We start from the raw sequence: 26,346 nt of genomic DNA, 5'->3' as shown, positions 1-26,346 counted from the left end.
CGCCCAAAGCCATATTCCGTGACGTGGCGCTTGTCACGCCCGACGTCCGGACAAATACCAGCGTTGCGACGCAAGACCGGCCCGGCGGCCCCACTCCGCGCTTGCCCCGCGCTCCCGGGCAGGATGTAATCGCACCCAACATCGCCGGACAGCTCAAATCCGGCCATCAGGGAGACGTCCATGCACGGGACCACCACGACGGCCGAGGCACAGCGACACGCCGCAGCAGGCGAGCGCGTCGACGACACGGCCGCCAGCCGCGCCGCATCGTTGCCGCTCGCCGAATTCGACCCCGGTCATCCGGAGTTGTTCCGTACCGACACGCACTGGCCCTATTTCGACCGGCTGCGTCGCGAGGATCCGGTGCACTACTGCAAGGAGTCGATGTTCGGTCCCTACTGGTCGATCACCCGATACGACGACATCATGGAGATCGAGACAAACCACGCGGTGTTCTCCTCGGCGTCCGCGCTCGGCGGCATCACCATTCGCGACGTCGATCCTGACCTGCGCCGCGAGAGCTTCATCGCGATGGATCCGCCGCGCCATGCCGCGCAGCGCAAGACCGTGGCACCGATGTTCACGCCGACACATCTCGACGAGCTCGCGATCAACATCCGCAAGCGCTCCGCCGAATGCCTGGACAATCTGCCTGTCGGCGAGGTGTTCGACTGGGTCGATCGCGTCTCGATCGAGCTGACCACGCAGATGCTGGCGGTGCTGTTCGACTTCCCCTGGGAAGACCGCCGCAAGCTGACGCGCTGGTCGGATATCGCGACCACGATCCCCGGCCCCGATGGGCTTGTCGCGACCGAGGACGAACGGCAGGCCGAACTGATGGACTGTGCGCGCTATTTCGCCCGGCTCTGGCAGGAGCGCGTCAACCAGCCGCCGAAGAGCGACCTGCTGTCGATGATGGCCCACAGCGAGGCGACCCGGAACATGGACCCGAAGAACTTCCTCGGCAATCTCGTGCTCCTGATCGTCGGCGGCAACGACACCACGCGCAATACCATGTCCGGCAGCATCTATGCGCTCAGTCAGAACCCTGATCAGTACCGCAAGCTCAAGGACAACCCCGCGCTGATCGACAGCTTCGTCCCCGAGGTCATCCGCTGGCAGACCCCGCTCGCCCACATGCGCCGCACCGCGCTGGAAGACATCGAGTTCCGCGGCAAGCAGATCAAGAAAGGCGACAAGGTCGTGATGTGGTACGTCTCGGGCAACCGCGACGAGGCCGCCATCGAGCGTCCCTACGACTTCATCATCGACCGTGTCAGGCCGCGCCAGCATCTGTCATTTGGCTTCGGCATCCACCGCTGCGTCGGCTTGCGATTGGCCGAACTGCAACTCAAGATCATCTGGGAGGAGATCCTGAAACGATTCGATCATATCGACGTGATGGACGAGCCGAAGCGGGTCTATTCGAGCTTCGTGAAGGGATATGAGACGTTGCCGGTACGGATTGCAGTGTGAACTGATTGCGGTGCAGATCAACTTTGCCGTCATGCCCCGCGCAGGCGGGGCATCCCGTATTCCGGAGAACGATATTGCAATATGATTGACGTCTCGACGTACTGGATCGTCCGCCTTTGCGGAGGATGACGTGAGTACGATCGGTACGGCAGCAAGAAACAGCAGCAAGAAAAGGACCACCCCATGACCGTCCAGGCCGCGCTTCGCTCCGATAAGGCCGATCTGCTGCGCGACACGCGCCTCGAGGCCTATTCGACGCCGATCGAGGACTTCCATCCCGGCGCGCCCCGGCTGTTCCAGAACGACACGATCTGGCCGTGGTTCGAGCGGCTGCGCAAGGAGGCGCCCGTGCACTACTGCACCAAGGCGCCGATCGAGCCCTATTGGTCGGTGACGCGCTATCACGACATCATGCATGTCGATACCAACCACGCGGTCTTCTCGTCGGACGTCAGCAATGGCGGAATCATGATCCGCGACGTGCCGCCGGGCTATGAGTGGCCGAGCTTCATCGCGATGGACGAGCCCCGCCATGGCGAGCAGCGCAAGACCGTGCAGCCGATGTTCACGCCGGACCATCTCGACGAGATGGCGGTGCTGATCCGGCAGCGCTCGGCCAAGGTGCTGGATTCGCTGCCGCGCAACGAGACCTTCAACTGGGTCGAGAAGGTCTCGATCGAGCTGACGACACAGATGCTGGCGACCCTGTTCGACTTCCCGTTCGAGGAGCGCCGCAAGCTGACGCGCTGGTCGGATGTCTCCACCGCCCTGCCCAAGAGCGGCATCGTTTCGTCGGAGGAGGAGCGCCGCCGCGAGCTCGGCGAATGCGCCGAGACCTTCGGCCGGATGTGGAAGGCGCGTCAGGCCGAGCCCGGCCGCGACCTGATCTCGATGATGGCGCACAGCGAGGCGACGCGGCACATGACGCCGGACAATCTGATGGGCAACCTGATCCTGCTCATCGTCGGCGGCAACGACACCACCCGCAATACGATGACGGCATCGGTGCTGGCGTTGAACGAGAACCCGGCCGAGTATCAGAAGCTGCGCGACAATCCGGCGCTGATCGAGACCATGGTGCCCGAGGTGATCCGCTGGCAGACGCCGCTCGCCCACATGCGCCGCACCGCGCTGGTCGATACCGAGCTCGGCGGGAAGACGATCAAGAAGGGGGACCGCGTCGTGATGTGGTACGTCTCGGGCAACCGCGACGGGGAGGTGATCGAGAACCCCGACGCCTTCATCATCGACCGCAAGCGGCCGCGCATTCATCTCTCATTCGGCTTCGGCATCCACCGCTGCGTCGGCATGCGACTCGCCGAGTTGCAGCTGCGCATCGTCTGGCAAGAGATCCTCAAGCGCTTCGACCGCATCGAGGTCGTGGGCGAGCCGAAGCGGGTCTATTCCAGCTTCGTCCGCGGCTATGAATCGCTGCCGGTGCGGATCCCGGGGTGAGTTCCTGTTGCTCCCGCCACTCCACATGACGATCGCGTGGTCGGCCGCATGGGGCCTCATGGTTCGAGACGCGCCCGCGAGCGGCGCTCCTCACCATGAGGGTGAGGAGCCGCGCACCGGCGTCTCGAACCATGAGGCCTCCCCAGCCGGACCACGAGGCCCTAGGCTGCCTATGAGAATCCGGCATGGCGGGTTGAACGAGATTCAATGGGCTTCGACGGTCGTTTCTGGCTAAATCATCCGCTGCACCATCGGTGCTCATGAACCTCAGGACGCCATGGCCGCTTCCGACACGCCCACCACCGACTGGCCGCTCGCCATCTACGAGGCGCTGAAGGCGGCCGACGTCCGTCAGCTGTGCTACGTCCCCGACGCCGGCCATTCCCGCCTGATCGGCCTCGCCCATGACGATCCCGCGATCGCCACCACGGTCCTGACCACCGAAGAGGAAGGTGTCGCGCTCTCCGCCGGCGCCTGGCTCGGCGGGCAGCGCGCAGTGCTGCTGATGCAGTCGAGCGGCGTCGGCAATTGCGTCAACATGCTGTCGTTGCTTCAGAGCTGCCGCTTCCCGTTCCTCGCCTTCGTGACGATGCGCGGCGAGTGGGCCGAGTTCAATCCGTGGCAGGTGCCGATGGGCAAGGCGACGCAGGCGGCCTTCGAGATCATGGGCGTCACGGTGTTCCGGCTGGAACGTCCCGAAGACGCCGGCGAGATGGTGGCCGCTGCAGCGAGGCTCGCGTTCGACAGCGATCAGCCGATCGCGGTGCTGATCTCCCAGCGCATGATCGGCGCCAAGAAGTGGACGGAGGCGAAGTGATGGGAGCACCGCTCGACCGCCGCACCGCCGTCAAGGCGCTGCTGCAGGACCGTGGCGACCTGCTGGTCGTCAGCGGCCTCGGCTCATCGTCCTACGACGTGTTCGCCGCGGGCGATCACGACGCCAACTTCTATCTCTGGGGCGCGATGGGCGGCGCGGCCATGATCGGCCTGGGTCTCGCACTGGCGCAGCCATCGCGCCCGGTCGTCGTCATCACCGGCGACGGCGAACAACTGATGGGGCTCGGCAGCCTCGCGACTGCAGCCGCGAAGAAGCCCAAGAATCTCTCGATCGTCGTGCTCGACAACGCCCATTTCGGCGAGACCGGGATGCAGATGAGCCATTCCGGGCTCGGCGCAAATCTCGAGCTGATCGCGACCGGAGCCGGCTTTCCCTCCGTCAGCACGCTCGAGGACAGCGCGGCGCTCGACGCCTTCCGGCCGAAGCTGCACGCGTTCTCCGGGCCGCACTTCGCCCGCGTCGCGATCTCGACCGATCACGTTGACCGCGCGCTGCCCGCACGCGACGGTGTCTTCCTCAAAAACCGTTTCCGCGGTCATCTCGGATTTCCCGTCAGCTAGAACGTCGCCGCAGGCGGCCTGCTCTGTCGCTCCGGCAAGGCTGCTCGGCTGCAACGCTGGCATTCCAAGCTTGCCAAGCGTGACCCGCTTGGTCATAGGCTATCAGGAAACAAGTCCAGGGAGAGAGAGCCCAGGCCGCGTCACGGCGGCCGGCGGAGCAACACATGACAGACCAGCATCAGCACGACGATTACGCCGATATCCGCGACGCGGTGGCCAAGCTGTGCGCGCAGTTCCCTGGTGAATATTGGCGCAAGCTCGATCGCGAGATGGCCTATCCCTCGGCCTTCGTCGATGCGCTGACCGAGGCGGGCTATCTCTCCGTGCTGATTCCCGAGGAATATGGCGGCGCGGGATTGAAGCTGTCGGCCGCTGCGGCGATCCTCGAGGAGATCCAGCGTGCCGGCTGCAATGGCGGCGGTTGTCACGCCCAGATGTACACGATGGGCACGGTGCTGCGCCACGGCTCCGCCGAGCAGAAGGCGAAGTGGCTGCCGAAGGTCGCCAGCGGCGAGTTGCGGCTGCAGGCTTTCGGCGTCACCGAACCCACTTCGGGCACCGACACGACGTCGCTGAAGACGGTCGCGAAGCGCGACGGCGACAGCTATGTCGTCAACGGCCAGAAGATCTGGACCAGCCGCGCGGAGCATTCCGACCTGATGATCCTGCTCGCGCGCACTACGCCGAAAGAGCAGGCGCAGAAGCGCACCGATGGTCTCTCCGTCTTCATCGTCGACATGCGCGAGGCCAAGAAGGCCGGGCTCACCATCCGCCCGATCCGGACGATGATGAACCACGCCACGACGGAAGTGTTCTTCACCGACATGCGGGTGCCGGCGGAGAACCTGATCGGCGAGGAAGGCAAGGGCTTCCGCTATATCCTCTCCGGCATGAACGCCGAGCGCATCCTGATCGCGGCCGAATGCGTCGGCGACGCCAAATGGTTCATCGCGAAAGCCACCGCCTATGCCAAGGAGCGCGTCGTGTTCGGCCGCCCGATCGGCCAGAACCAAGGCATCCAGTTCCCGATCGCCAAGGCCTATGCGTCGATGCGGGCCGCGGAGCTGATGGTCAAGGAGGCCACGCGCAAATACGAGGCCGGGCTCGACTGCGGCGCCGAGGCCAATATGGCCAAGATGCTCGCGGCCGATGCGTCGTTCGAGGCGGCCAATGCCTGCATCCAGACCCATGGCGGCTTCGGCTTCGCCGAGGAGTACGACGTGGAGCGCAAATTCCGCGAGACGCGGCTGTATCAGGTGGCGCCGATCTCGACCAACCTCATTCTCTCCTACGTCGCCGAGCACGTGCTCGGCATGCCGCGCTCGTATTGAGGTCGGGCCATGCTGCCGCTTGAAGGGATCATTGTCGTCGCCGTCGAGCAGGCGGTGGCCGCACCGTTCTGCTCGTCGCGTCTCGCCGATGCCGGCGCTCACGTGATCAAGATCGAGCGGCCCGAGGGCGATTTCGCCCGCGGCTACGACGCCGCCGCCAAGGGTCAGAGCAGCTATTTCGTGTGGCTCAACCGCGGCAAGGATTCCGTCGTCGTCGACCTCTCAAGGCCGGAAGGTCGCGCCGAACTGGAGAAGCTGATCGCCGGCGCCGACGTGCTGCTGCAGAACCTGAAACCCGGTTCGATGGACAGAATGGGCTTTGCCCGTGAGCGGCTGCGCAAGGACTATCCGAAGCTGATCTGCTGCACCATCACCGGCTATGGCGACTCCGGTCCCTACGCCGATCGCAAGGCCTATGACCTGCTGATCCAGGCCGAGAGCGGGCTGGCCTCGATCACCGGCGGGCCGGACGGCCCCTCCCGCGTCGGCATGTCGATCGTCGACGTCGCGACCGGCGCGACGGCGCATGCCGCGATCCTGGAGGCGCTGATCAGGCGCGGCCGCACTGGCGAAGGCGCCGACATCAGGATCTCGATGTTCGACGTGATGGCCGACTGGCTCACCGTGCCGCTGCTCAACGCGGAAGCCGGCAATGCGCCGAAGCGCATCGGCCTCGCCCATCCCTCGATCGCACCCTATGGCGTGTTCACCTCGAAGGACGGCAAGGACATCCTGATCTCGATCCAGAGCGAGCGCGAGTGGAAGACGCTGTGCGCCAAGGTGCTGGACCAGCCCACATTGCCGGACGATCCGCGCTTCGCCAACATGGTCGCGCGCGTGCGCAACCGCGCGCTGACCGACGGGATCGTTGCGGAGCGCTTCGCGGCGCTGTCGCGCGATGAGCTGCTGGCGAAGCTCGCGAGCGCCGACATCGCCTTTGCCGAGGTCAACAGCATGGCCGACCTCGCGGTTCATCCGCATCTGCGGCGGATCGAGGTGAACACGCCGAACGGCGTCGTCAGCTATCCCGCGCCGGCGGCGATCGTGGTCGGCGACGACAGGCATTACGGCGCCGTGCCCGCGATCGGCGAGGCCGCCTCGCCGCATCAGCGAAAGGGATGATCATGACGGACACGCTCGATCTCGATCACCTCCGGCAATGGGTCGGCCGCAGCGCCGAGGCCACCGACCTCGTCACCCCGCAGCTCACCAAGGGGCTGCGCGCGACGCTGTTCCAGGAGATCGGCGAACCGACAACCGGCGACATCGCGCCCTACACCGTGCACTGGTGTTTGGGCCAGCCGGTGTTTCCACACGATCAGCTCGGCCCCGACGGCCATCCGACCCGCGGCGGCTTCCTGCCGCCGGTGCCGCTGCCGCGCCGCATGTGGGCGGGCGGCGAGGTGCAGTTCATCGATCCCTTGCGCGTCGGCGATGTCGCGACGCGCCTTTCGACCATCACCGACGTCACCCTGAAGAGCGGCTCGACCGGCCAGCTCTGCTTCGTGTCGGTGGAGCATGTCGTATCGACGCCGCGCGGCGTCGCGATCCGCGAGCGCCAGGACATCGTCTATCGCGACATGGGTGGCGCCCAGGCTGCGCCGGCGAAGGCGCCGCCGCCTCCGCCGGTCGCGCAGCACAGCGAGACGCGCGTCTCCGATGCCGTGCTGCTGTTTCGCTATTCCGCCCTGACCTTCAACGGCCATCGCATCCATTACGACCGCGACTACGTCACCAGGGTCGAAGGCTATCCGGGCCTGATCTTCCACGGACCTTTGCAGGCCGCGCTGCTGGTCGAGTTCGCCGCCAGACTTAAGGGCAAACCGCCGGCCAAGTTCGCCTATCGCGGCGTGCAGCCTTTGTTCGAGGGCAGCGCGTTCTCGGTGAATGCGAATGACAAGGATGGCGGCCTGGAGCTGTGGACCGCCAACGCCGAGCGGCAGCCGACGATGAAGGGCACCGCGAATTGGTGACATAGGTCCCGTCATTGCGAGCGAAGCGACGCAATCCAGAGCCCCGCGACGACTCTGGATTGCTTCGTCGCTTCGCTCCTCGCAATGACGACACAACAACAATCGTCTTTCGAGGATACGCCTTGACCACCAAGAAAAGCGCCAAACCCGTCACCGTCAAGCAGGCCACCTTCGAGCTGCTGCGCGCCTTCGGCATCAAAAAGGTGTTCGGCAATCCCGGCTCGACCGAGCTGCCGTTCCTCAGCGACTGGCCCGAGGACATCGACTACGTGCTCGGCCTGCAGGAGGCTTCCGTCGTCGGCATGGCCGACGGCTATGCCCAGGCGACGCGCAATGCCGGCTTCGTCAATCTGCATTCGGCGGCCGGCGTCGGCAACGCGCTCGGCAACATCTACACCGCGCACCGCAACCAGACGCCGCTGGTCATCACCGCCGGCCAGCAGGCGCGCTCGATCCTGCCGCTGCAGGCCTTTCTCTATGCCGAACGCCCGTCCGAATTCCCGCGCCCTTACGTCAAATACAGCGTCGAGCCGGCGCGGCCCGAGGACGTGCCGGGCGCGATCGCCCGCGCCTACTACACCGCGATGCAGCCGCCTTGCGGGCCGACCTTCGTCTCGATCCCGATCGACGACTGGATGCATCCGGCGCAACCGATCACCGCGCGCAAGGTGAGCCGCGAGCTCGGCCCCGATCGCGCCGCCATGGACGAACTGGTGAGCGCACTTGCCGCCGCGAAGAATCCCGCGCTCGTGGTCGGCCCCGGCATCGACCGCGCCGGCTGCGTCGAACTGATGGTCGAGGTCGCCGAGAAGGCCAAGGCCGCGGTCTGGGTCAGCCCGTTCTCGGCGCGCTGCTCGTTTCCCGAGCGCCATCCGCAATTCCAGGGCTTTCTGCACGCCTCGCCCGGACAATTGTCCGACGCCCTGAAACCGCACGACCTCGTCGTCGTGATCGGCGCGCCGGTGTTCACCTTCCATGTCGAGGGCCACGCCGCGATCTTCGACGGCGCCACCACGCTTTATCAGATCACCGACGACGCCGAAGGCGCCGCGGTGCCGCCGGTCGGCACCAGCATCATCGCCACGATGCGGCCGGCGCTGTCGCTGCTGCTGGAGCTGCTGCCGGAGACCAGGCGCGCGGCGCCGAAGGGCCGCGTGCTACCCGACGCGCCGAAGCCATCCGATCCGATTCCGGTCGACTATCTCCTGCACACGCTGGCGCAGGCGCTGCCGGCGGGCAGCGCCGTGGTCGAGGAGATCCCCTCGCACCGGCCGGTGATGCACAAGTACATGCCAATGCCCGGCGCGGAGTCGTTCTACACGATGGCGAGCGGCGGGCTCGGCTACAGCCTGCCGGCGGCGGTCGGCATGGCGCTGGGCCGTCGCACCGGCCGCACGGTGTGCCTGATCGGCGACGGCTCGGCGATGTATTCGCTGCAGGCGCTGTGGACCGCCACGCAGCGCAGGCTGCCGCTGACGGTCGTCGTCATCAACAATTCCGGCTATGGCGCGATGCGCTCGTTCAGCCAGGTCATGCAGGTGCGCAACGTGCCCGGGCTCGAGCTGCCCGGCCTCGATTTCGTCAAGCTCGCGGAAGGCATGGGCTGCGACGCAGTGCGCGTGAACCATGCCGCCGATCTCGCCGGTGCGCTGACGCGAGCCCTCGCCCATGCCGGCACGAGCCTCGTTGAGGTGATGGTCGACGCCGCGGTCCCGCTGCTCTACGCCCAGAAGGGCTGAGCCGCCGTTCGCACAGCGGACGACTTTCACGGCATATGCGACAATGCGTCGCATCTTCAATGGCGGCGGCATGGCTCGCCGCGAAATGCTCATCGGCCCGCCCCAACCGTGCAACCGGCGTTCCGACTGCAACCGTTTGTTTCAAAAGCTTTCTGTTCCCCTGCACCATCTCGTCGCGGCCGGCTTGCCGCAAACATCGCGAAATCCTGCCGTCAGCTTGCAGGCAGACGCCTTGCTGCTTGCAAGGTCCGACCATTCTGCAAGCCAAAATCATTTTCAAAAGGTTCCATCATCCAATCCAGCGTACCAAGGGAGTTGAGCTGATGGCGGATAAGAAGAATCTTCAAACCGCGGCGTCGAGGACCGATCTCTATCGCCATGTCAGCGTGCTGGCCCTGGTGTCCGCTCTGGCGGTGACGGCGCTGCCGCATCAGGCCAATGCGCAGGCCATGACCACCGCCCTTGCCACTTCGGCCACCACCAACGCCGCCGCGAAGGCGGCGCAGGAGGCGGCGGCGAAGGCCGCGGCCCAGGCAGCCGCCAAGGCGGCCCAGGATGCCGCTGCCAAGGCTGCAGCCGCTGCCGCCGCCAAGGCCGCGCAGGACGCCGCCGCCAAGGCTGCGGCAAACGCTGCGGCCAAGGCTGCAGCGAATGCTGCCGCGAAGGCGGCGACCGACGCGGCAGCGAAGGCCGCAGCCAGCGCCGCTGCGAAGGCCGCGGCCGGCGCCGCCGCCAAGGCTGCGAACACCGCTGCGACCACGGCCGCCACCACCGCCGCGGCGACCGCGGCGAGCACCGCCGCCAAGACGGCGGCCGTAACGACCGGCACGGCTGCGGCCAAGCCCGTCGCTGCCGTCGCCACGGCCGCGACGACCGCCGCCAAGCCCGCCGCTGCCGCCACCGCCGCAACGACGACGACCGGTACGGCCAAGACCGCAGCCGCGACCAGCACCACGACGAGCGCGGCGAAGCCGGCCGCTGCGGCCGCCGCGGCAGCGACCACTACCGTCGCGGTCGCCAAGGCCACCGCCACGCCTGCCGCCACAGCGACGCCGGCCAAGGCGGCTGCCGCGGCGTCGAGCAGCACCGATGCCGTCGCCAAGGCCAACGCAGCGGCCGCGGCCGCCGCGCAGACCGCCGCCGCCGCCGAGGCGCAGGTCGCTGCCGACCGCAAGGCAATCGACGTCGCGCGTCAGGCCGAGCAGAACGCACGCGGCGCCGCGATCGAGGCCCAGGAGCAGGCCGAGAAGAACCCGACCGCCGCCAACCAGGCCGCGGCGACCGCGAACGCTGCGAAGCTGACGGCAGCCTCGGCCGCGCTGCAGGCCGCGTTCCAGAAGCTCGACAAGGACATCGACGTCTCCAACGAGGCCAAGGAAGCCGCCAACGCCGCCAAGGACACCGCGCGCGAGACGGCCGAGGCCGCCGGCAAGGCGGCCCAGCAGGCCGGCCAGGCGGCCGGCAACGCCAACAATGGCGGCAATGCCAACAATGGCGGAGCGGCGGCCGGCAACGGCAACAACAACAATAACAACAACCAGCAGAACCAGGCGGCCCAGGAAGCCGCCGAGCAGGCCGCGCTGCAGGCGGCGTTGAAGACCGGCGAGCAGGCACGCGCGGTCGCCCAGCAGAAGACCCAGGCCGCGCAGGCGGCTGCGACCCAGAACCAGAAGACGGTCGAGGCCGCGCTGAACCAGAAGATCGGCACGATCGATGCGACGGTGGAAGCGGCCGAGCAGAAGGTGAACGCCGACCGGCAGGCGCTGGAGCAGGCGCGTCAGGCCGCGCAGCAGGCCAAGCAGGACGCACAGGAGGCCGCCGAGGTCCTCGAACGCGCCAACAATGCGGCCAACCAGGCCGCACTGGCGGCGGCCCAGGCCAAGGCGCAGACCACCGCCAACGCCTTCAACCAGGCCAATGCGACGCTGAATGCCGACAATCAGGCCCTGACCCAGGCCCGCGAGACCGGCGAGCAGCAGGAGCAGGCGCTGCGGGCCGCGGCTCAGCAGCAGATCCAGGCCGGCTACACCGCCGCCCAGCAGGCCACCCAGGCCGCCTGGGCCGAGGCGCAGCAGATCGGCAACGCTGCCCTGGCCGCGCTCGAACAGTGAGACCGCTGCGCTCCGCGCCGCCTGTCGGCTTACGCCGGGCGGCGCGGACACGGATAACGATAACAAGACCATCACCAGCCGCATGCCGAACCAATCCGGGACGACCCACGCGTCGGCGACCTGACCTCATCCCGCCGCGTGAGACGCCCGGGTCCCCCCCACCCGACCGGCATGCATTGCCTTCAAGCCCCGTCCCCTGCGGGGCTTTTCTTTTGAGCGCGACAGACCAGCCGCTTGTGGTCGATGCAGACCAGCCGCGTCGTTCGCAATCCGGTCAGACATCCGTCGCGGCGTCTGGGTCCCCGTCGGCGTCGCACCCGCGCTGTCGCGCGGCTTGCCCGGGACGACGGCGGAGATGCAGGGCGGCGAAGGTGCGCAACCGGACCCGGCCGCTGCTCAATATTGGAATCGCACGCCGACGACGCCGACCACCGCCATGAAGCTGTTGAGCGCGATGTTGGAGCGGGTCCATTCGGTGCGGACCTCGCTCTTGAGCTGAACGTTGCGGTTCATCTTGTAGGTGCCGCCGGCGGCGACGAACATGCGCTGGTCGACGCGGCCGATGCCGACGAACTGATCCTGACCGTAGCCGCCGCGCAGCGTTCCGATCAGCCACGGCTCGAACTGATGGTCCATCTGCAGGATCACGTCGCGCGACAGGATGCCCGAGACGTTCATCGCCGGCGTCTCCGAGGCCTGCGAGCGCGCCACCAGCACGAACGTCGTGGCGTCGGTCGCGGCCCAAGCGAGCGTCGCATCCGCGATCACGCCGTTGATGTTCGGCATCAGCGGCGAGTCCATGCGGCGCGAGAGATAGCCGACCGAGGCCTCGCCGGTCAGCGATCCCATGTTGACGACGGCGCCGCCGCGCGCGGTGATGCCGCTGGAATCGCGGCGCTGGCCGTTGAAGTCGACCTGCAGATCGTGGTTGCGCCGATCGAAGCTCATGTCGACGAACGGCGAGATGTTCGGCGTGAGCACATAGGTGACGCGGACCTGCGCGCCCGGCTGGGTGTAGTTGCGATCCTGCGTCCGCAACGGCACGTTGGCCAAGATCAGCGCGTCGTTGAACATGACGCGGTCGGCCGATCCCTTGAATGCGATCTCGGCGGGACCGATCTTCTGCAGCACGCCGGCGCTGCCGCCGAACGTCGTGGCGCGCGGCAGCTTGAGCGCCCCCGGAAGCGCCAATGCATCGTTGACGAAACGCGCCTCGCCGGTGATCGCGGTGCCCTCGGTGACGTCGTAGCGTCCTTGCGCCCGCGCCTCGAACGTCGGATGACTGAGCGAGCGGACGTTGCTGTCCTCGGTGTAGGCGCCGCGGAAATCGGCGTTGAGCTGATGCCGCTCCCATTGCGAGCGGACCGCGACCTCCGTCGCCACGATGGCGACCGGTGAGCCCTGCCCGCCGTTGCGCCGCGTGGGATTGGTGTCATAACCGGCCTGGATCTCGACGGCCGGTTTCACCAGGAACGACCCGACCGTCACGCCCGTCGGATCATAGGGCTTCGCGTCGGCGGTCACCGGCTGCGGCTTCACCGTATTCAGGTTGCGATCGGGAAGAACGTCACGGTTGCGCAGCACGGCCGCGGGCTGGGCGGTTGCCACGGTCTCGTCTGGCTTGGCCGGCGGCGCCTCGGCGGCTGCCGCGGGCTTTGCCGCGATCTGCCGCGCAGCCGGTTGCGGCGCGGCGCGTTGAGCGTCTCCCGCCGGCTCGGCCGTGGCCACGCGCGCGCCACGGGCGGGCTGAAACGCGGAGAATCCGAAGCTGCCGACCGGCGCGCCGGGCCTGCCCGGCGCGGCCAGCGACGGCGCACCGGCCTCGCGCACCGGACGCAGCAATGCGCTCACGCCACGCGGGTCCTGGCGCATCATCAGCGTCCGGCTGTCGTTGGTGATCCGCGGAACGTTGTAGTAGATGCTGCGCGCCGTCACGTGACGAAAGAACAGCCGGTCGGCGCGTCCCGGGACGACGTCCGTCGGCTTGGCCTTGATGGTCTGCTGCGCGGACGCGCCGTCCACCACCATCACGGTCAGCAGCAGCACCTCGACGAGCGCGAGCGTGACCCCGCGGTGGGATCGCGTCACCATGAGCCGCTTGGTCCGCACCGCGAACGCGCCGGTCTTGTGTGGTGAATGAGCCTGCAAAGCAAATGCCGGGGTATGCCAATATCACGCGACGAGGTCGGGTCAGGGCGCCGTCGCGATGAATACGCAGCGCATGCACGCGACGAAGCCCCTTGCCTTGGAGATAGCCGGCAAACGTCGGCGGAAGTTTTGCCGAGCTGGGAACATTTCAGGCGAGATTGAGAGCTGTTCGCAACGAGCCGCCGCGGAGCGGCGCCTAAGCATCTTCGCGTTCGTAGAAAGCACTAATTAGTTGAAACGGTGACGATCGCTGCGCGGCTTCGCGGAAGCTGGCGAAATTCCGACTTCAGCATGAAGCTGTTTCGACCACGATCGCTCGCGTCCGAGACCGCTCGGCGATCGCGGGCCTTGCGCCATCGGCGACAGCCGACGCCTTTCAGATTCAGACCGCGAGGAAGCCGCCGTCGGCCGCCAGGACGTGGCCGACGACGTAGGGCGACGCGTCTCACCGCGATGCAGCTCGGCGCGGTCCTGCACCTGGAAAAATCCGGCGTCAGCCGCATGGTCCGCAAGCTGATCGACAGCGGCGAGTTGCAGGAGACAATCGATTCCGGCGACGCCCGCATCAAGCCGCTCTGCCTCACCGCGAAGGGACGGAAGAGGGTGGCCACGCTGCACGCCTTCGGCCGCCAGCAGGTCCGCGGCGCCCTGTCGGCCCTGTCGAAGACCGAGCGGCGCACGGTGCGCGAGGGCCTGTTGCTGTACGCCCGCGCGCTCGAAGCCTGGCGCGCGGCAGAGCAGGACATGCAACCGTCGGAGCCATGAGGGCGCCCGACGGGCAGATTGCGCATACACACCATGACGAAACTGCCCGTCGTGTTGAAATGCCGCAGCATGCGGCCTTGCGCCGTCGGGCAAATCAGGACGATCTTTCCGCGCATCCCGCCTCACCACGGAGGGGCGTTGCGCGCGATCGTCACGACACGCGAGGCGGGATGCGATGGCCGTGGCCATGCCGCAGCGTAGCTTGCTACGCGGACGAACGGCGTGGCCGCGGACGTGAAGTCGCAGCGTCCTGACACCCCGATGCTGGTGTTACGTTCGCGATGGCGCTGATGCACCGCGCGGACAATGGTGGCCAACAGCCCGGCGCACCAGGGAGACTGCGTATAAGCGTGAAGACCATCGCGCAGGGAATGCCGGTGATCGGCTGCACCTGTGGTACCTGCCGCCTGCATTTTTTGCTGCAGGCGGGCCATGGGTGAGGCCTTCACCCGGCATTCCCTGCGCCCTTCGAATCTTGAAGGGACAAGTCAACTGTACAGCTCGGGCATGATGTGCCGCGAGAAGGCGCAATGATGTCTATCGATGTCGGATCAAGTCCGCTGCCCATGATGTCCGCACGATCTCTCCTTAGCGTCATTCCGGCGAACGCCGGATCCATACGCCGCGGTCGAAAACCTCGGGCGAGATGGTCGACGCGCGTGGCTCGAACTGCACCCTGGGACTATGGGTCTCCGTGGTCGCGGGGACGACCGCGGAGGGCGTTGAGGCCGGGCGCCGTCACGTCGACCGACGATGGTCGCAGACCTACTTCCCGAACTCCTCGCGCATCTTTGCCTGGATCTTCGCCATGCCGCCGAGCCAGCGGTCGTAATTCTCGGTCTTCTTGCGCATGTAGCCGAGGACCTGCGGATGCGGCAGGATCAGGAAGCTCTCCTCGGCAAGGCCTTTCAGCACGTCCTGCGCGACCTGCTCCGGTGTCAGATCGCCGTCGCCGGATTGCGGCCCCTTCGGAATCGATCGCAGCATGTCGGTGTCGACGCCCTGCGGGCACAGGATCGAGACCTTGATGTTGTCGGCCTTGTGCGAGATCGCGAGATTCTCCGCAAATCCCACCGCGGCATGCTTGGTGGTGGAGTAAGGCGCGCTGCCGACCTGCGACAGCAGGCCGGCCGCCGAGATCGTGTTGAGGAAATAGCCGCCGCCGCGCGCCTTGTAGCGCGGGATCAGATGCCGCGCCGCGTAGACATGCGCCATCACGTGAATGGCCCAACTGCGCGCCCACGGCTCGTCGGAGGTGCCGCCGACATTGACCGACAGCGGGTCAAAGCCGCCGCCGATGCCGGCATTGGAGCAGAACAGCGCAATGGGCCCGAACTGCCGCTCGGTTTCCTCGATCACGTGCCGGATGTCGGCTTCCTGGGAGACGTCGCATCTGAAGGCGGCGCCGCCGATGCCATCAGCGACGGCCTTGGCGCCGGCTTCGTCGAGATCGGCTACGATCACCTTGGCCGCACCGGCGGCCGCGAAGGCCTCGCACAGCGCCTTGCCGATGCCGCGGGCTCCGCCGGTGACCACAACAATCTTGCCGGTCACCTGCATGCAAAGCCCTCCTCGTGGAATTTTCTAGGTCAAGACCAGGTCGAGCACTGCGGTATAATGAAAGCCGGCGCCCAGCAACACGAAACCATGCCAGATCGCGTTCTGGAAGCGCAAGCGCCGCCACGAGTGGAAGATGACGCCGAGGCTGTAGAGGATGCCGCCTGTGAGCACGCAGGCCAGGACCGAGGGCGGCATCACCGAGATCACCCGGTCGTACATCATGACGCCGCTCCAGCCGAGCGCGAGATACAGCCCGATCGAGAGCGCGTCGAAGCGGCCCGGCCAGCGCAGCTTCAGCACGATGCCGAAGATGGCGACGCCCCAGACCCCGAGCAGCAGCGCGGCCGAGAACACCGTATCCTTCAGGGCGGCGATGAACGGCGTATAGGTGGCTGCGATCAGCACGTAGATGGCGGAGTGGTCGAAGCGGCGCAGCACCCATTTGGTCGGCGACACCGGCCACAGATTATAGGTTGCCGACAGCGTCAGCATCGAGAGCAGTCCCGCGACGTAGATCGACACCACCACGATGTCGACGGCGCTGGCATAGATCGAGGTCAGCACGACGAGCACGGTTGCGGCGACCAGGCCGGCGGCGATGCCGACGACGTGGACGACGCCGTCCGCGATCATCTCGACCTTGTCGTAGTTCCAACGCATCGCGCCGGTGGCGGCATGGACGGAGGTCGAGGCGAACTGCTTCAGTTGAAATACGGTCATGTCAGAACCTGGTGCCGGTTTTCCGGGACAATTGTGCCGGAAGGATTATGGTTTCCAGTGGTCAACGTTCCGTTCAAAGTCTGGTTCTATCCGGAAACGGGCCGGAATTGTGAGCTTGAATCCGGCGTTTTGCATCGCCACCTGTCAAAAATCGCTCACGCCCTTTTCAACTGGCGAATTCCCCTCCTCCCATGGTGACCTTTTCCGAACTCGTCGAGGAAGCGCGGCTGTCGGCCCGTGCCCTGCTCGATTATGGCGAGAGCTTCCTCAACCCGACCGTCCGCCTTGGCGTCACCGGGCTGTCGCGGGCCGGTAAGACCGTGTTCATCACGGCGCTGATCCACGACCTCGTTCGCGGCGGGCGCATGCCGGTGTTCGAGGCCTTGGCATCGGGCCGCATCGCCCGCGCATATCTGACGCCGCAACCCGACGACGGCGTGCCGCGCTTTGCCTATGAGAGCCATATGCGGGCGCTGGTCACCGAGCGACGCTGGCCGAGCTCGACCGTCGACATCAGCGAGCTCAGACTGGTGATCGAATTCCAGCGCGCCAATGGCGCCGAGCGGACGCTCACGCTCGACATCGTCGACTATCCCGGCGAATGGCTGCTCGACCTGCCGCTGCTGAACAAGAGCTATGAGCAGTGGGCGCGGGAAAGCCTCGCGCTGTCGCGCAGCGAGCCGCGCGCGCATGTCGCCAAGGACTGGCACGCGCATCTGGCGACGCTCGCCCCCGAAGGCCGCGAGGACGAGTCGGCGACACTTGAGGCCGCACGGCTGTTCACCGACTACTTGCGTGCCTGCCGCGACGAGCGCTTCGCCATGAGCCTGCTGCCGCCCGGCCGCTTCCTGATGCCGGGGAATCTCGCGGGCTCGCCGGCGCTGACCTTCGCGCCGCTCGATGTCCCGGCCGACGGCCAGGCGCCGGCCGGCTCGCTATGGGCGATGATGGCGCGCCGCTACGAGTCCTACAAGGACATCGTTGTCAGGCCGTTCTTTCGCGACCATTTCGCCCGGCTCGATCGCCAGATCGTGCTGGTCGACGCGCTGGCGGCGTTCAATGCGGGCCCCGAGGCGCTGCACGATCTCGAGGCCGCGCTGACCGGCATTCTCGATTGCTTCCGCGTCGGACGCGGAAACATGCTGACGGCGCTGTTTCGGCCGCGCATCGACCGCATCCTGTTCGCGGCGACCAAGGCCGACCATCTGCATCACACCAGCCACGACCGGCTCGAAGCTGTGCTGCGGCGCGCGGTCAACCGCGCGGTGGCCCGAGCCGAGAGCACGGGCGCCGCAATCGACGTGGTGGCGCTGGCCGCCGTCAGGGCGACGCGCGAGGCGCTGGTCGCCCGCGGCCGCGACAAGCTGCCGTCGCTGCTTGGCACGCCGGCGGCCGGCGAAAGCGCCAATGGCGAGATCTTCGACGGCGACACCGAGGTGGCAACCTTTCCGGGCGAGCTGCCGGCCGATGCGGAGGAGCTGTTCAAGGGCGGCGCCTATCGCGGCCTGTCGAGCGCTGCCGCCGACGGCACCGACTTCCGCTTTCTTCGCTTCCGTCCGCCTTTGCTGGCCCCCGATCCTGGCGGCGAGCCCGCTTTGCCCCATATCCGCATGGACCGCGCCCTTCAGTTCCTGATCGGAGACCGGCTGCAATGAGCGAACGCGCCAAGCATCGTCGTCCCCAGACCTTCCGGCTCGATGATCCCGACGTCGTCGTGGTCGATGCCGAAGAGGCCGCCCGGCCGGGCCGCGGCACCATCCAGGTCACGCCAGAGGCTGATCCGGCGCAATTGCCGGTGCCGGTCGAGACCGTCCTGCCGGCGCGGCGCAGCTTCGGCTGGGGCGCACTTTTTTGGGGCTCGGTCGCAGGCCTCGTCCTGCTCGGCCTCGGCCTCGGCGTCGTCAGACTGATCGAGGATCTGTTCGCACGCAGTGAGGCCCTTGGCTATGTCGGCGCGGGGTTCGCGGCCGCAGCCGCGATCGCATTGGCGGCCGTCATTGCCCGAGAGACTTACGGGCTGGTGCGTCTCGCCACCATCGAGAAGCTGCACCAGCGCGCGGCCGCGGTGCTGCTGTCCGACGATCGCGCCGAGAGCCGCGAAGTGGTCGCCGAGCTGTTGCGGATCGCACATGCCAATCCCCGCCTGGCGCGTCCGCGTGCCGCGCTCGCCGGCCACGCCGACGACATCATCGACGGCGGCGACATGATCAAGCTTGCCGAGCGCGAGCTGATGGCGCCGCTCGACAGCGAGGCGCGGCGTCTGGTGTCGGTTGCGGCGCAACGGGTTTCCGTGGTCACGGCCGTGAGCCCGCGCGCGCTGATCGACGTGCTGTTCGTCTTCGTGGCAAGCTTGCGGATGATCCGGCAGCTCGCGCGGCTCTATGGCGGACGTCCCGGCGCGCTCGGCATGATCAGCCTGTTGCGCCACGTCGTCGCGCATCTCGCCATCACCGGCGGCATGGCCGCGAGCGACAGCCTGATCCAGCAGGTGCTGGGCCATGGCATCGCGGCAAAACTGTCGCAGCGCCTCGGCGAAGGCGTGCTCAACGGACTGCTCACGGCGCGGCTCGGCCTCGCGGCCATCGACGTGACGCGGCCGATGCCGTTCGCCGCGCTGCCGCGGCCGGCGCTGGCGGATCTCGCCAAGGATCTGCTGCGCAAGCAGGACGACCGGGAATGAGGCTCAGGCCCGCGGCGTGGAATCGAGGGCGCCGGCGAGCCAGCGCCATTGGTACAATGGCGAGTCCGGTGGCGGCGCCAGTTCGGGAGTCCAGCCCGTCAGCCTGCCGAACGCGTAACTGTCCATGACGCGGCCGCGCCAGCTCCGCTCGACGTGTCCGAGCGGCTCGCGGTGCGCGGTCGTATCCGCGAGCAGCGGGCCAGTATTGTCCGGCTCGCGCACGACATAGAGGCCGGCATGTCCTGCGATCAGGTCCATGCCGGGATCACGGAAGCCGATGAAGCGGGCCCGCTCGTTGATCTGGAGCACCGGCACGCGGCCGCGAAAGAACCACCGCATCATCGCATAGGTGCGATAGTCGGAGGTCGCGATCCAAGTCGCGCCGGTCTTTTGCAGCTCCTGCTCGACCCGCGCCGCCACCTGCTGATAGCCCGCCTCAGCGCCGATCGGATCGGCCCGCCCGAGAAAATTCCACGGCGCGACGACATAGTAGAGAAAGATCAGGACCACCATCGCAATGCCGCTGACGACGGCGATCCGCGCCCAGCGCACGGTCGATCGGACGAACCAGGCGGACGCGCCGTCCTGCGGCAGCTTGACGATGTTGATCGCGACCGCCGCAAACCCGATCGGCCACATGAACATCGGCCAGGTGTCGCCGATCCGCAAGGTAAACGATTTCCAGAGGAAGTAGAGAAACGGCACCAGCACCGCCGTCGACAGCAGGATGGCGACCGGCTCACGCGTGCGGTAGCCGCGCCAGGCCGTGAAACTCAGCGCCGACAATGTGACCGGCAGCAGGACGAAGCCGACCTGTCCGAACTGCAATCCGAGATAATCGCCAAGCGTCCGCAACGAAAACTCATGCGGCGCGGTGGCGCGAACGAACTGGAAGCGGAACGAGGCCCAGTCGTGCTGTACGTTCCAGATCAGCACCGGCGAGAACACCGCCAGCGCAATCAATGCTCCGCACCATGGATAGGGACTGAGAAGCCAGCGGCTGCGCCAGGCCGGAACGAGCAGGAACGCCGCCACGCCCGGCAGCAGCATGACCACCGTGAATTTGGACAACAACGCCAGTCCGCCGAACAGTCCGGCGGCGAGCCACCAGCGTTCATCGCCGCTCTCGGCGAGGCGCACCAGCGCCCAGATCACCGCGAGTGCAAACGGGATCGCCGCGACGTCCGGCGCCACCTTGGCCATCAGCAGGCCATAGTAGAGCGCGGCCTCGGGCAGCAGCACCGCGAGGATCACGGCCCGCATATCGTGAGTGGTACGGCGAACGATGTCGGCGAGCAGGAGCTGCGTCACCCCCATCGCGAGGATGCCGGCAAAGCGAACGCCGAGATTGGTATCGCCGAACAGGGCAGTGCCCAGCCGGATGAACCAGGCGATCATGGGCGGATGATCGAGGAAGCAGAGCTGCAGCTCCTTCGACCAGGTCCAGTAATAGGCCTCGTCGGTGCGCAGATCGAGCGTCCCGGCATAGACGATGCGGATGATCGTCATGCTTGCGATCACGGCCGCAGCCATCAGCCACGCAGCGCGCGTGGATCGAGACTTTGGGCTGTCGATGCCTGGGGAAATGGCCGTCACGCGGTGCTTTTCCCCGACTCCGCCGGGCGAGTCAACGTTCGCGCGCAGCTCGCGCCGCCGGATGACCGCCGCCACCAGCCCTCTAGGACAACAGGGAATAAATCTCTAGCATTGCGGCTCCAGATCATACGGACCACATGACCATTTCGATTTACCATCGTTTGCGGTCGACCTGTCGCGGCATCGGTGTGCGGCAGGTGCGGCTGATCTGCGGCTTCATACTCTTCAGCTACTTGCTCAGTCATTTTTTCAACCATGCGCTCGGCAACATCTCGCTGCAGGCGCTCGCCGAGGGCGTGTCCTATCATGTGGCGTTCTGGCAGTTTCTTCCGATCGCCGTGCTGTTCTATGCGGCCGCTCTTACCCATGGCGGGCTCGGCGTGTGGGCGCTTTATCAGCGCCGGCAATTCAGCCGCAACACGATGGAGCCGCTGCAACTGCTGCTCGGCCTAAGCATTCCGGCGCTGATCTTCAGCCACATCGCCGGCGTCCGCATCGGACAGACCCTGTACGGACAGGAGAAGCTGTACCCGCAGGTCCTGTACTCGTATTGGACCGGCCCGTCCTGGCGGATCTGGTTGATGTCGGCAGCCCTGCTGACGTCATGGACGCATGGCTGCATCGGGCTGCACTTCTGGCTGCGGCTCAAGCCGTTCTACAAGCGCGCGGCGCCGTGGCTGCTCGCCTGCGCCGTGCTGCTCCCGGCGCTGGCGCTGCTCGGCTTCTACCGTGGAGGCCGAGACGTCATCGCCGCCAACGCAACACCGCAGTGGCGCGCCGAAAATCTTTCGTTGAGGCAGACCGGCACGCCATCTGAACAGGCGGTGCTGGAGACCATCATGAACGGCTTCCTGATCGGCTATGGCGGCCTGATCGGCTTGGCGCTCGCCGCGCGCGGCGTGCGAGCAGTCCATGAGCGACGTGGCGGCATGGTCACGCTGTCCTACAACAATGGCCGCTCCATCCGGGTGCCAAAGGGTTTGTCCGTGCTTGAGGCCAGTCTGCGCAACAACGTACCGCATGCCAGCATGTGTGGCGGCCGCGCGCGCTGCTCGACCTGCCGCATCAGGGTGATCGGAGATCCCGGCGCGCTGCCGCCGCCCTCGCCTCGCGAGGCCTTCGTGCTCGCGCAGATCGGCGCGGCGGACCCGTCGGTCAGGCTGGCCTGCCAGTTGCGCCCCACCGGCGATCTTTCATTCTTCCAACTGTTCATGCCGAACCCGACACCCGGCGAGCGCGGCAGCTCGCGTGCCGGAATCGGGCAGGAGCGCTACCTCGTCAGCCTGTTCGTCGACATGCGTGGATCGACCGGCCTCGCTGAGAAACGGCTGCCGTTCGACGTGGTGTTCATCGTCAACCGCTTCCTCAGCGCCGTCTCCCAGGCCGTGCTGGCGAATGGCGGGCAGCCCAATCAGTTCGTCGGTGACGGTATGCTCGCGCTGTTCGGACTAGCCACCGATTCACATGTCGCCTGCGGCCAGGCGATCCAGGCGGCGCGTGACATCGCGGCCAATATCGCCGAGCTGAACGCGTTCCTCAGCCATGATCTGCATGACCCGATCCGCTTCGGCATCGGCATTCACGGCGGCGAGGTGATCGTGGGCGAGATCGGTTATCGCGACCACATGGTGTTCACCGCGCTGGGCGACGCCGTCAACGTCGCATCACGACTGCAGGACATGACGAAGACCCTCGGCTGCCAGGTCATCATCTCGGACGAGGTCTACGCGCGGGCGCGACTCGGCTCCGACGTGCTGCCGCAGCGCGAGGTCGAGATTCGCGGCCGCGCCGAGCCGATGCGCGTCAGGACGGCCATTGACGCCGCTGAACTCGCGATGCTCTCGGACGAGGGGACGGCTGCGTGACGAGTTGCGTTGAACCTGTTTGCAGCCTGCGCTGTCATACCGAGAACGGTTGCAGCGGGTCCGCGGTGACTGGCGGAACGGTGGCACTGCGGTCAAAAGCCGCAAAGTCGCCACGATATCGATCATTTCGGGCCAAAACCGCCCGCTGTTTGCGCTATCACGCCTGTCACAACCGCAGTAGTCTCGAATTCCGGGCCTGACGGTTTGCGGGGACCGCGGCTCGTACTCGGATTGGTCCCGCGGAGGCGACGTATGGCTAAAGGTACGGTCAAGTGGTTCAACCCGACCAAGGGCTATGGCTTCATCCAGCCCGCGGCCGGGGGCAAGGACATTTTCGTTCACATCTCCGCAGTGCAGAAGGCCGGGCTGGCGACCCTCAACGAGGGCCAGACCATCGAGTACGACGAGATTGCCAACCGCGGCAGGAGTTCGGCCGAGAACCTGAAAGTGTAGCGGATCAATTGGCGCGCCATTCCGCCTCGCGGCTATTCGGCGCGATCGTTTCCCTCACCAAGCCAGCATGATTGTCGACACGTCGAAATAGACAGGAGCGGTGCCCGCTCCTGATCACATCTTTGCGTTTGTTTGTAGTTTCAGCTCCCTCCCCGCCATTGCCTCACCCGCCCGACCCGGGTCAAATGCGCCTCGAACCGCGCCGTCAACGTAATTCCAGCGCGCGGAAACAAGCGACGGGAGCGACGCAACATGGACGACAAGGGCATTTTCCATGGCCTGAAGGTGCTGGACTGCGCGAGCTTCATCGCGGCCCCCGCAGCCGCCACCGTTCTTTCCGATTTCGGCGCTGACGTCATCAAGATCGAGCCGCCCGGCGCCGGCGATCCCTACCGCAACCTGCCGAACCTGCCGGGCTATCCGCGCAGCGAGCATAACTACGCGTGGTATCTCGAAGCCCGCAACAAGCGCAGCCTCGCACTCGACCTGTCGAAGCCGGAAGCGCAGACCGTGCTGCAGCGGCTGGTAAGTGAAGCCGATGTCTTCATCACCAATTTCCCGCCGTCGGTCCGCGCCAAGCTCGGCCTCACCCACGAAAAGCTGGCGCCGCTCAATCCGCGGCTGATCTATGCGTCGTTCACCGGATATGGCGAGAAAGGCGAGGAAGCCGACAAACCCGGCTTCGATAGCAATGCCTATTGGGCGCGCTCCGGACTGATGGACCTGGTCCGTGCCGACGAGAGCACGACACCCGCCCGCTCCGTCGCCGGGATGGGCGACCACCCCTGCGCAATGGCGTTCTATGGCGCGATCGTCACGGCGCTTTACCAGCGCGAGAAGACCGGCAAGGGCTGCCACGTCGCCTCCAACCTGATGGCCAACGGGGTCTGGGCGGCCTCCGTGCTTGCTCAGGCCAAGCTTTGCGGCGCGACCTTCGTCGAGCGGCGGCCGCGCGAACGCGCGCTGAACGCAGTCGCCAATCACTACAAATGCCAGGACGGCCGCTGGATCATGCTCTCGCTCCTCAATGAGGAGAAGCAGTGGCCGATCCTCGCCCGCTGCCTTGGCCGAGAGGAGCTGATCGACGATCCGCGCTTCGTCACCAAGGCCGATCGCCACGCCCGCTCGGTCGAACTGATCCACGAGTTCGACGCGGTGTTCGCGACCAGGCCGCTGGCCGAATGGCGCCGGATCCTCGACGGCAGCGGGCTCGTGTTCGGGGTGGTCGGGATTCTCGACGACATTCCAAACGACAGGCAGATGATCGAGAACGAGGTGCTGGTGCCGTTCGAGAACGACACCATGCTGACGGTCAACAGCCCGATCTTCATCGACGGCCAGCGCAAGGTCACCCCGCGCAAGCCGCCCGGCATAGGCCAGCACAGCGACGAGATCCTGCGCAGCGCCGGCTTCGACGACGAGGCCATCCGCGACCTGCGCGCGCGCGGTGCGGTGGCCTGAGCTAGCGCGTCGCGATGAAGCACATGCCGAACCGCGTCGCCGGGCCGGTCTGACAGGACAGGTTCGCGGCGCAGGTCCAGCTCGAGAAGCTCTTGTCGTTGTCCGCGGCCGCGGCGTGGCTCGCGTAGCAATGCCCGCCCCAGCCGTCATTGTAGACCGTGCCGGCGAGCTCATCGCTGCCGCGCAATTGCGGGCGGCTGGCGAAGCCGCGCGAGAAATCCGGAGTCCGCCCCTCGGCAAAGGCGTTGAGGATGTCGCGCCGGCGGACCTGGTCGCCGAAGAAGTGCGGCGAGCCCGGCACCACGACGGTGTTGGACGGCTTCTCCGCCATCCAGTCGACGCCGGGAAAGTGAAAGCCGCCGATGCCGCGGGTCTGATGGCAGCCGCCGCAGCTCGAATCGTTGAGGCGTCGCTCGAAGCCTGCGACCGACCGGATGTTCTGCAGCACGATGCCCTGCGCGGCCGCCTTCTCCAGCGCACCGACCACGTCGGCCTCGGTGAACACCGCGCCCTGCCCGGCCGCGCTCCCCTGCACCAGCCCGTAGGCCGGCAGCAGATCGGAATTGACGAATCCGACCGGGGTCGGCGCCACCGCAACCTTGGCCAGGAACTGCTCGGGGATCACCGCGGTGCCGCGGTCGAGCTCGCCGAGATGGACGGGGTCGAGCAGCCAGGCCTTGAACTCGCGCGCCAGCGCGGCATCCGCCAGCAGCCGGTCGCGATCGACCTGATCCTCCAGCACCGCCTCCTCGAACGTCCCGCTCGCGGCCTGATAGTCGAACACCTTCATCATGTAGTCGGTGCGGAAATCGCGGATCGCCGATTTCGGCGCATGCGCGATCTGCAGGTTGGTCTCGATGCGATGGATGTTCTCCGACCTGATCAGCGCCAGCGGGCCGTCCGGCGCCGTCAGCTTCGCGGCAAGCTCAGGCCCGGTCAGTTGCAGATCGGACGTCGCCAGCCACCGCTTGGCGATCTCGGCACAACTCGGCGAATTGCTCTTGGCCTCCGCATCGCTGCGCGCCTTGAGCACGATGTTGAGCGTCATCGGCAGCCGCGGCGAGGCGACCTCGCCATCTTTGGCCTCGGGCGGCGTGGTCCGCGTCAGGCGGTACAGCAGCCGCACCTCGCCGCAATGATCGGGATCGACGAAGGCGCGATCCATGCGATTGACGACGCCGGCCAGCACGAAGCGGGCATCGGGCGAATCGAGCACGGTGCGGTCGAACAGCTGGAACGCGTAGGACGTACCGACGCCGATGCTCTCGTTCGGCAACGTCGTCTTGTGCTTGTCGACGTAGCGGTCGAACTCCGTGTCGAGCGCCTTGCGTACGGGCATCATCGACGGCAGCGCAAACAACGCCGCGTCGGTCAGCGGCGCATCACTGGCGTGCGCAAGCATCTTCCCGAGGCCGAACGCGCCGTTGTCGAGCTCACGCAGCGCGAACGGCTCGAGGATGGCGGCGCCGCGCTCGACCGGCGGGCTCTCGTCCGCATGAGCGAGCGGGCCGCAGCACAGCATGACAAGGCCGAATACCGACAGTCGCAAGACGCGCCTCCTCACTTCCACGAACATGCAATTGAGGGCCTGCTAGTCCTCGAAGATAGCCGAAAG

Annotated in this window: 21 protein-coding genes; 16 read left to right on the top strand and 5 right to left on the bottom strand. The window is 66.7% G+C overall.

Going from position 1 to position 26,346, the window contains the following annotated elements; genetic code table 11:
* Nucleotides 1–180: 180 nt before the first annotated feature.
* The 10 genes from QX048_RS02270 to QX048_RS02225 all read left to right on the top strand — a co-directional run bounded on the left by QX048_RS02270 (nt 181) and on the right by QX048_RS02225 (nt 11,483).
* Complete coding sequence (locus QX048_RS02270) at nt 181–1,476, top strand: cytochrome P450 (RefSeq protein WP_315767816.1); 1,296 nt, start codon at nt 181–183, stop codon at nt 1,474–1,476.
* Between the two features lie 183 nt (nt 1,477–1,659).
* Nucleotides 1,660–2,931 carry a cytochrome P450 gene (locus QX048_RS02265; RefSeq protein WP_315826069.1) on the top strand — a complete coding sequence of 424 codons (1,272 nt, stop codon included), beginning with the start codon at nt 1,660–1,662 and terminating at the stop codon, nt 2,929–2,931.
* 277 nt (nt 2,932–3,208) lie between these two features.
* The gene (locus tag QX048_RS02260; RefSeq protein ID WP_315826068.1) at nt 3,209–3,748 is read left to right on the top strand and encodes a thiamine pyrophosphate-binding protein; all 540 of its coding nucleotides are present in this window, start codon (nt 3,209–3,211) and stop codon (nt 3,746–3,748) included.
* Nucleotides 3,748–4,329 carry a thiamine pyrophosphate-dependent enzyme gene (locus QX048_RS02255; protein ID WP_315826067.1) on the top strand — a complete coding sequence of 194 codons (582 nt, stop codon included), beginning with the start codon at nt 3,748–3,750 and terminating at the stop codon, nt 4,327–4,329. The genes QX048_RS02260 and QX048_RS02255 overlap by 1 nt, the downstream gene beginning before the upstream one ends.
* A gap of 164 nt (nt 4,330–4,493) precedes the next feature.
* Nucleotides 4,494–5,660 carry an acyl-CoA dehydrogenase family protein gene (locus QX048_RS02250; protein ID WP_315713988.1) on the top strand — a complete coding sequence of 389 codons (1,167 nt, stop codon included), beginning with the start codon at nt 4,494–4,496 and terminating at the stop codon, nt 5,658–5,660.
* A gap of 9 nt (nt 5,661–5,669) precedes the next feature.
* Entirely contained in the window at nt 5,670–6,782 is a 1,113-nt protein-coding gene (locus tag QX048_RS02245) for a CaiB/BaiF CoA-transferase family protein (RefSeq protein ID WP_315826066.1), read from the top strand.
* 2 nt (nt 6,783–6,784) lie between these two features.
* Complete coding sequence (locus tag QX048_RS02240) at nt 6,785–7,633, top strand: MaoC family dehydratase N-terminal domain-containing protein (protein ID WP_315826065.1); 849 nt, start codon at nt 6,785–6,787, stop codon at nt 7,631–7,633.
* Nucleotides 7,634–7,755: 122 nt separating this feature from the next.
* Entirely contained in the window at nt 7,756–9,372 is a 1,617-nt protein-coding gene (mdlC, locus tag QX048_RS02235) for a benzoylformate decarboxylase (RefSeq protein ID WP_315826064.1), read from the top strand.
* Nucleotides 9,373–9,415: 43 nt separating this feature from the next.
* A complete protein-coding gene (locus QX048_RS02230) occupies nt 9,416–9,691 on the top strand; it encodes a hypothetical protein (RefSeq protein WP_315826063.1) in 276 nt (91 codons plus the stop codon).
* Nucleotides 9,692–9,695: 4 nt separating this feature from the next.
* Nucleotides 9,696–11,483 (top strand): hypothetical protein, encoded by a 1,788-nt coding sequence (locus QX048_RS02225; protein WP_315826062.1) that lies wholly within the window; start codon nt 9,696–9,698, stop codon nt 11,481–11,483.
* Between the two features lie 396 nt (nt 11,484–11,879).
* Here the strand turns inward: QX048_RS02225 and QX048_RS02220 are convergent, their stop codons facing one another.
* A complete protein-coding gene (locus QX048_RS02220) occupies nt 11,880–13,574 on the bottom strand; it encodes an outer membrane beta-barrel protein (RefSeq protein ID WP_315826061.1) in 1,695 nt (564 codons plus the stop codon).
* A gap of 510 nt (nt 13,575–14,084) precedes the next feature.
* On the opposite strand from QX048_RS02220, the gene QX048_RS02215 reads away from it, so the two are divergent.
* Nucleotides 14,085–14,396: a MarR family winged helix-turn-helix transcriptional regulator gene (locus QX048_RS02215; RefSeq protein ID WP_409977923.1), complete on the top strand. Its 312-nt coding sequence runs from the start codon at nt 14,085–14,087 to the stop codon at nt 14,394–14,396.
* Between the two features lie 765 nt (nt 14,397–15,161).
* Here QX048_RS02215 and QX048_RS02210 read toward each other — a convergent pair.
* Complete coding sequence (locus QX048_RS02210) at nt 15,162–15,956, bottom strand: SDR family oxidoreductase (protein WP_315752654.1); 795 nt, start codon at nt 15,954–15,956, stop codon at nt 15,162–15,164.
* A gap of 24 nt (nt 15,957–15,980) precedes the next feature.
* On the bottom strand, nt 15,981–16,676 hold the full coding sequence (gene trhA, locus QX048_RS02205; RefSeq protein WP_315826059.1) for a PAQR family membrane homeostasis protein TrhA: 696 nt from the start codon (nt 16,674–16,676) through the stop codon (nt 15,981–15,983).
* A 191-nt stretch (nt 16,677–16,867) separates the two neighbouring features.
* Between trhA and QX048_RS02200 the strand changes: the two genes are divergently transcribed.
* Nucleotides 16,868–18,331, top strand: coding sequence for a YcjX family protein (locus QX048_RS02200; protein ID WP_315826058.1), 1,464 nt, complete (start codon nt 16,868–16,870; stop codon nt 18,329–18,331).
* On the top strand, nt 18,328–19,356 hold the full coding sequence (locus tag QX048_RS02195) for a TIGR01620 family protein (protein WP_315826057.1): 1,029 nt from the start codon (nt 18,328–18,330) through the stop codon (nt 19,354–19,356). Before QX048_RS02200 ends, QX048_RS02195 begins: the two co-directional genes overlap by 4 nt.
* Nucleotides 19,357–19,359: 3 nt before the next feature.
* On the opposite strand, the gene QX048_RS02190 is transcribed toward QX048_RS02195, so the two are convergent.
* On the bottom strand, nt 19,360–20,865 hold the full coding sequence (locus tag QX048_RS02190) for a glycosyltransferase family 39 protein (RefSeq protein WP_315826056.1): 1,506 nt from the start codon (nt 20,863–20,865) through the stop codon (nt 19,360–19,362).
* A gap of 224 nt (nt 20,866–21,089) precedes the next feature.
* Here QX048_RS02190 and QX048_RS02185 point away from each other — a divergent pair, with 224 nt between their 5' ends.
* The 3 genes from QX048_RS02185 (at nt 21,090) to QX048_RS02175 (ending at nt 24,731) form a co-directional block, all read left to right on the top strand.
* Nucleotides 21,090–22,817 (top strand): adenylate/guanylate cyclase domain-containing protein, encoded by a 1,728-nt coding sequence (locus tag QX048_RS02185; protein WP_315826055.1) that lies wholly within the window; start codon nt 21,090–21,092, stop codon nt 22,815–22,817.
* Nucleotides 22,818–23,069: 252 nt separating this feature from the next.
* Complete coding sequence (locus QX048_RS02180; protein ID WP_315713975.1) at nt 23,070–23,270, top strand: cold-shock protein; 201 nt, start codon at nt 23,070–23,072, stop codon at nt 23,268–23,270.
* A gap of 252 nt (nt 23,271–23,522) precedes the next feature.
* Entirely contained in the window at nt 23,523–24,731 is a 1,209-nt protein-coding gene (locus tag QX048_RS02175; RefSeq protein ID WP_315713974.1) for a CoA transferase, read from the top strand.
* A gap of 1 nt (nt 24,732) precedes the next feature.
* Here QX048_RS02175 and QX048_RS02170 read toward each other — a convergent pair whose 3' ends face one another.
* Nucleotides 24,733–26,307, bottom strand: coding sequence for a hypothetical protein (locus QX048_RS02170; RefSeq protein WP_409999211.1), 1,575 nt, complete (start codon nt 26,305–26,307; stop codon nt 24,733–24,735).
* Nucleotides 26,308–26,346 lie beyond the last annotated feature (39 nt).

The sequence above is a fragment of the Bradyrhizobium sp. SZCCHNS30572 genome, from assembly GCF_032484415.1.
In the GTDB taxonomy this organism is placed as follows: Bacteria; Pseudomonadota; Alphaproteobacteria; order Rhizobiales; family Xanthobacteraceae; genus Bradyrhizobium.
This window is presented reverse-complemented; position numbering and strand designations above follow the sequence as displayed.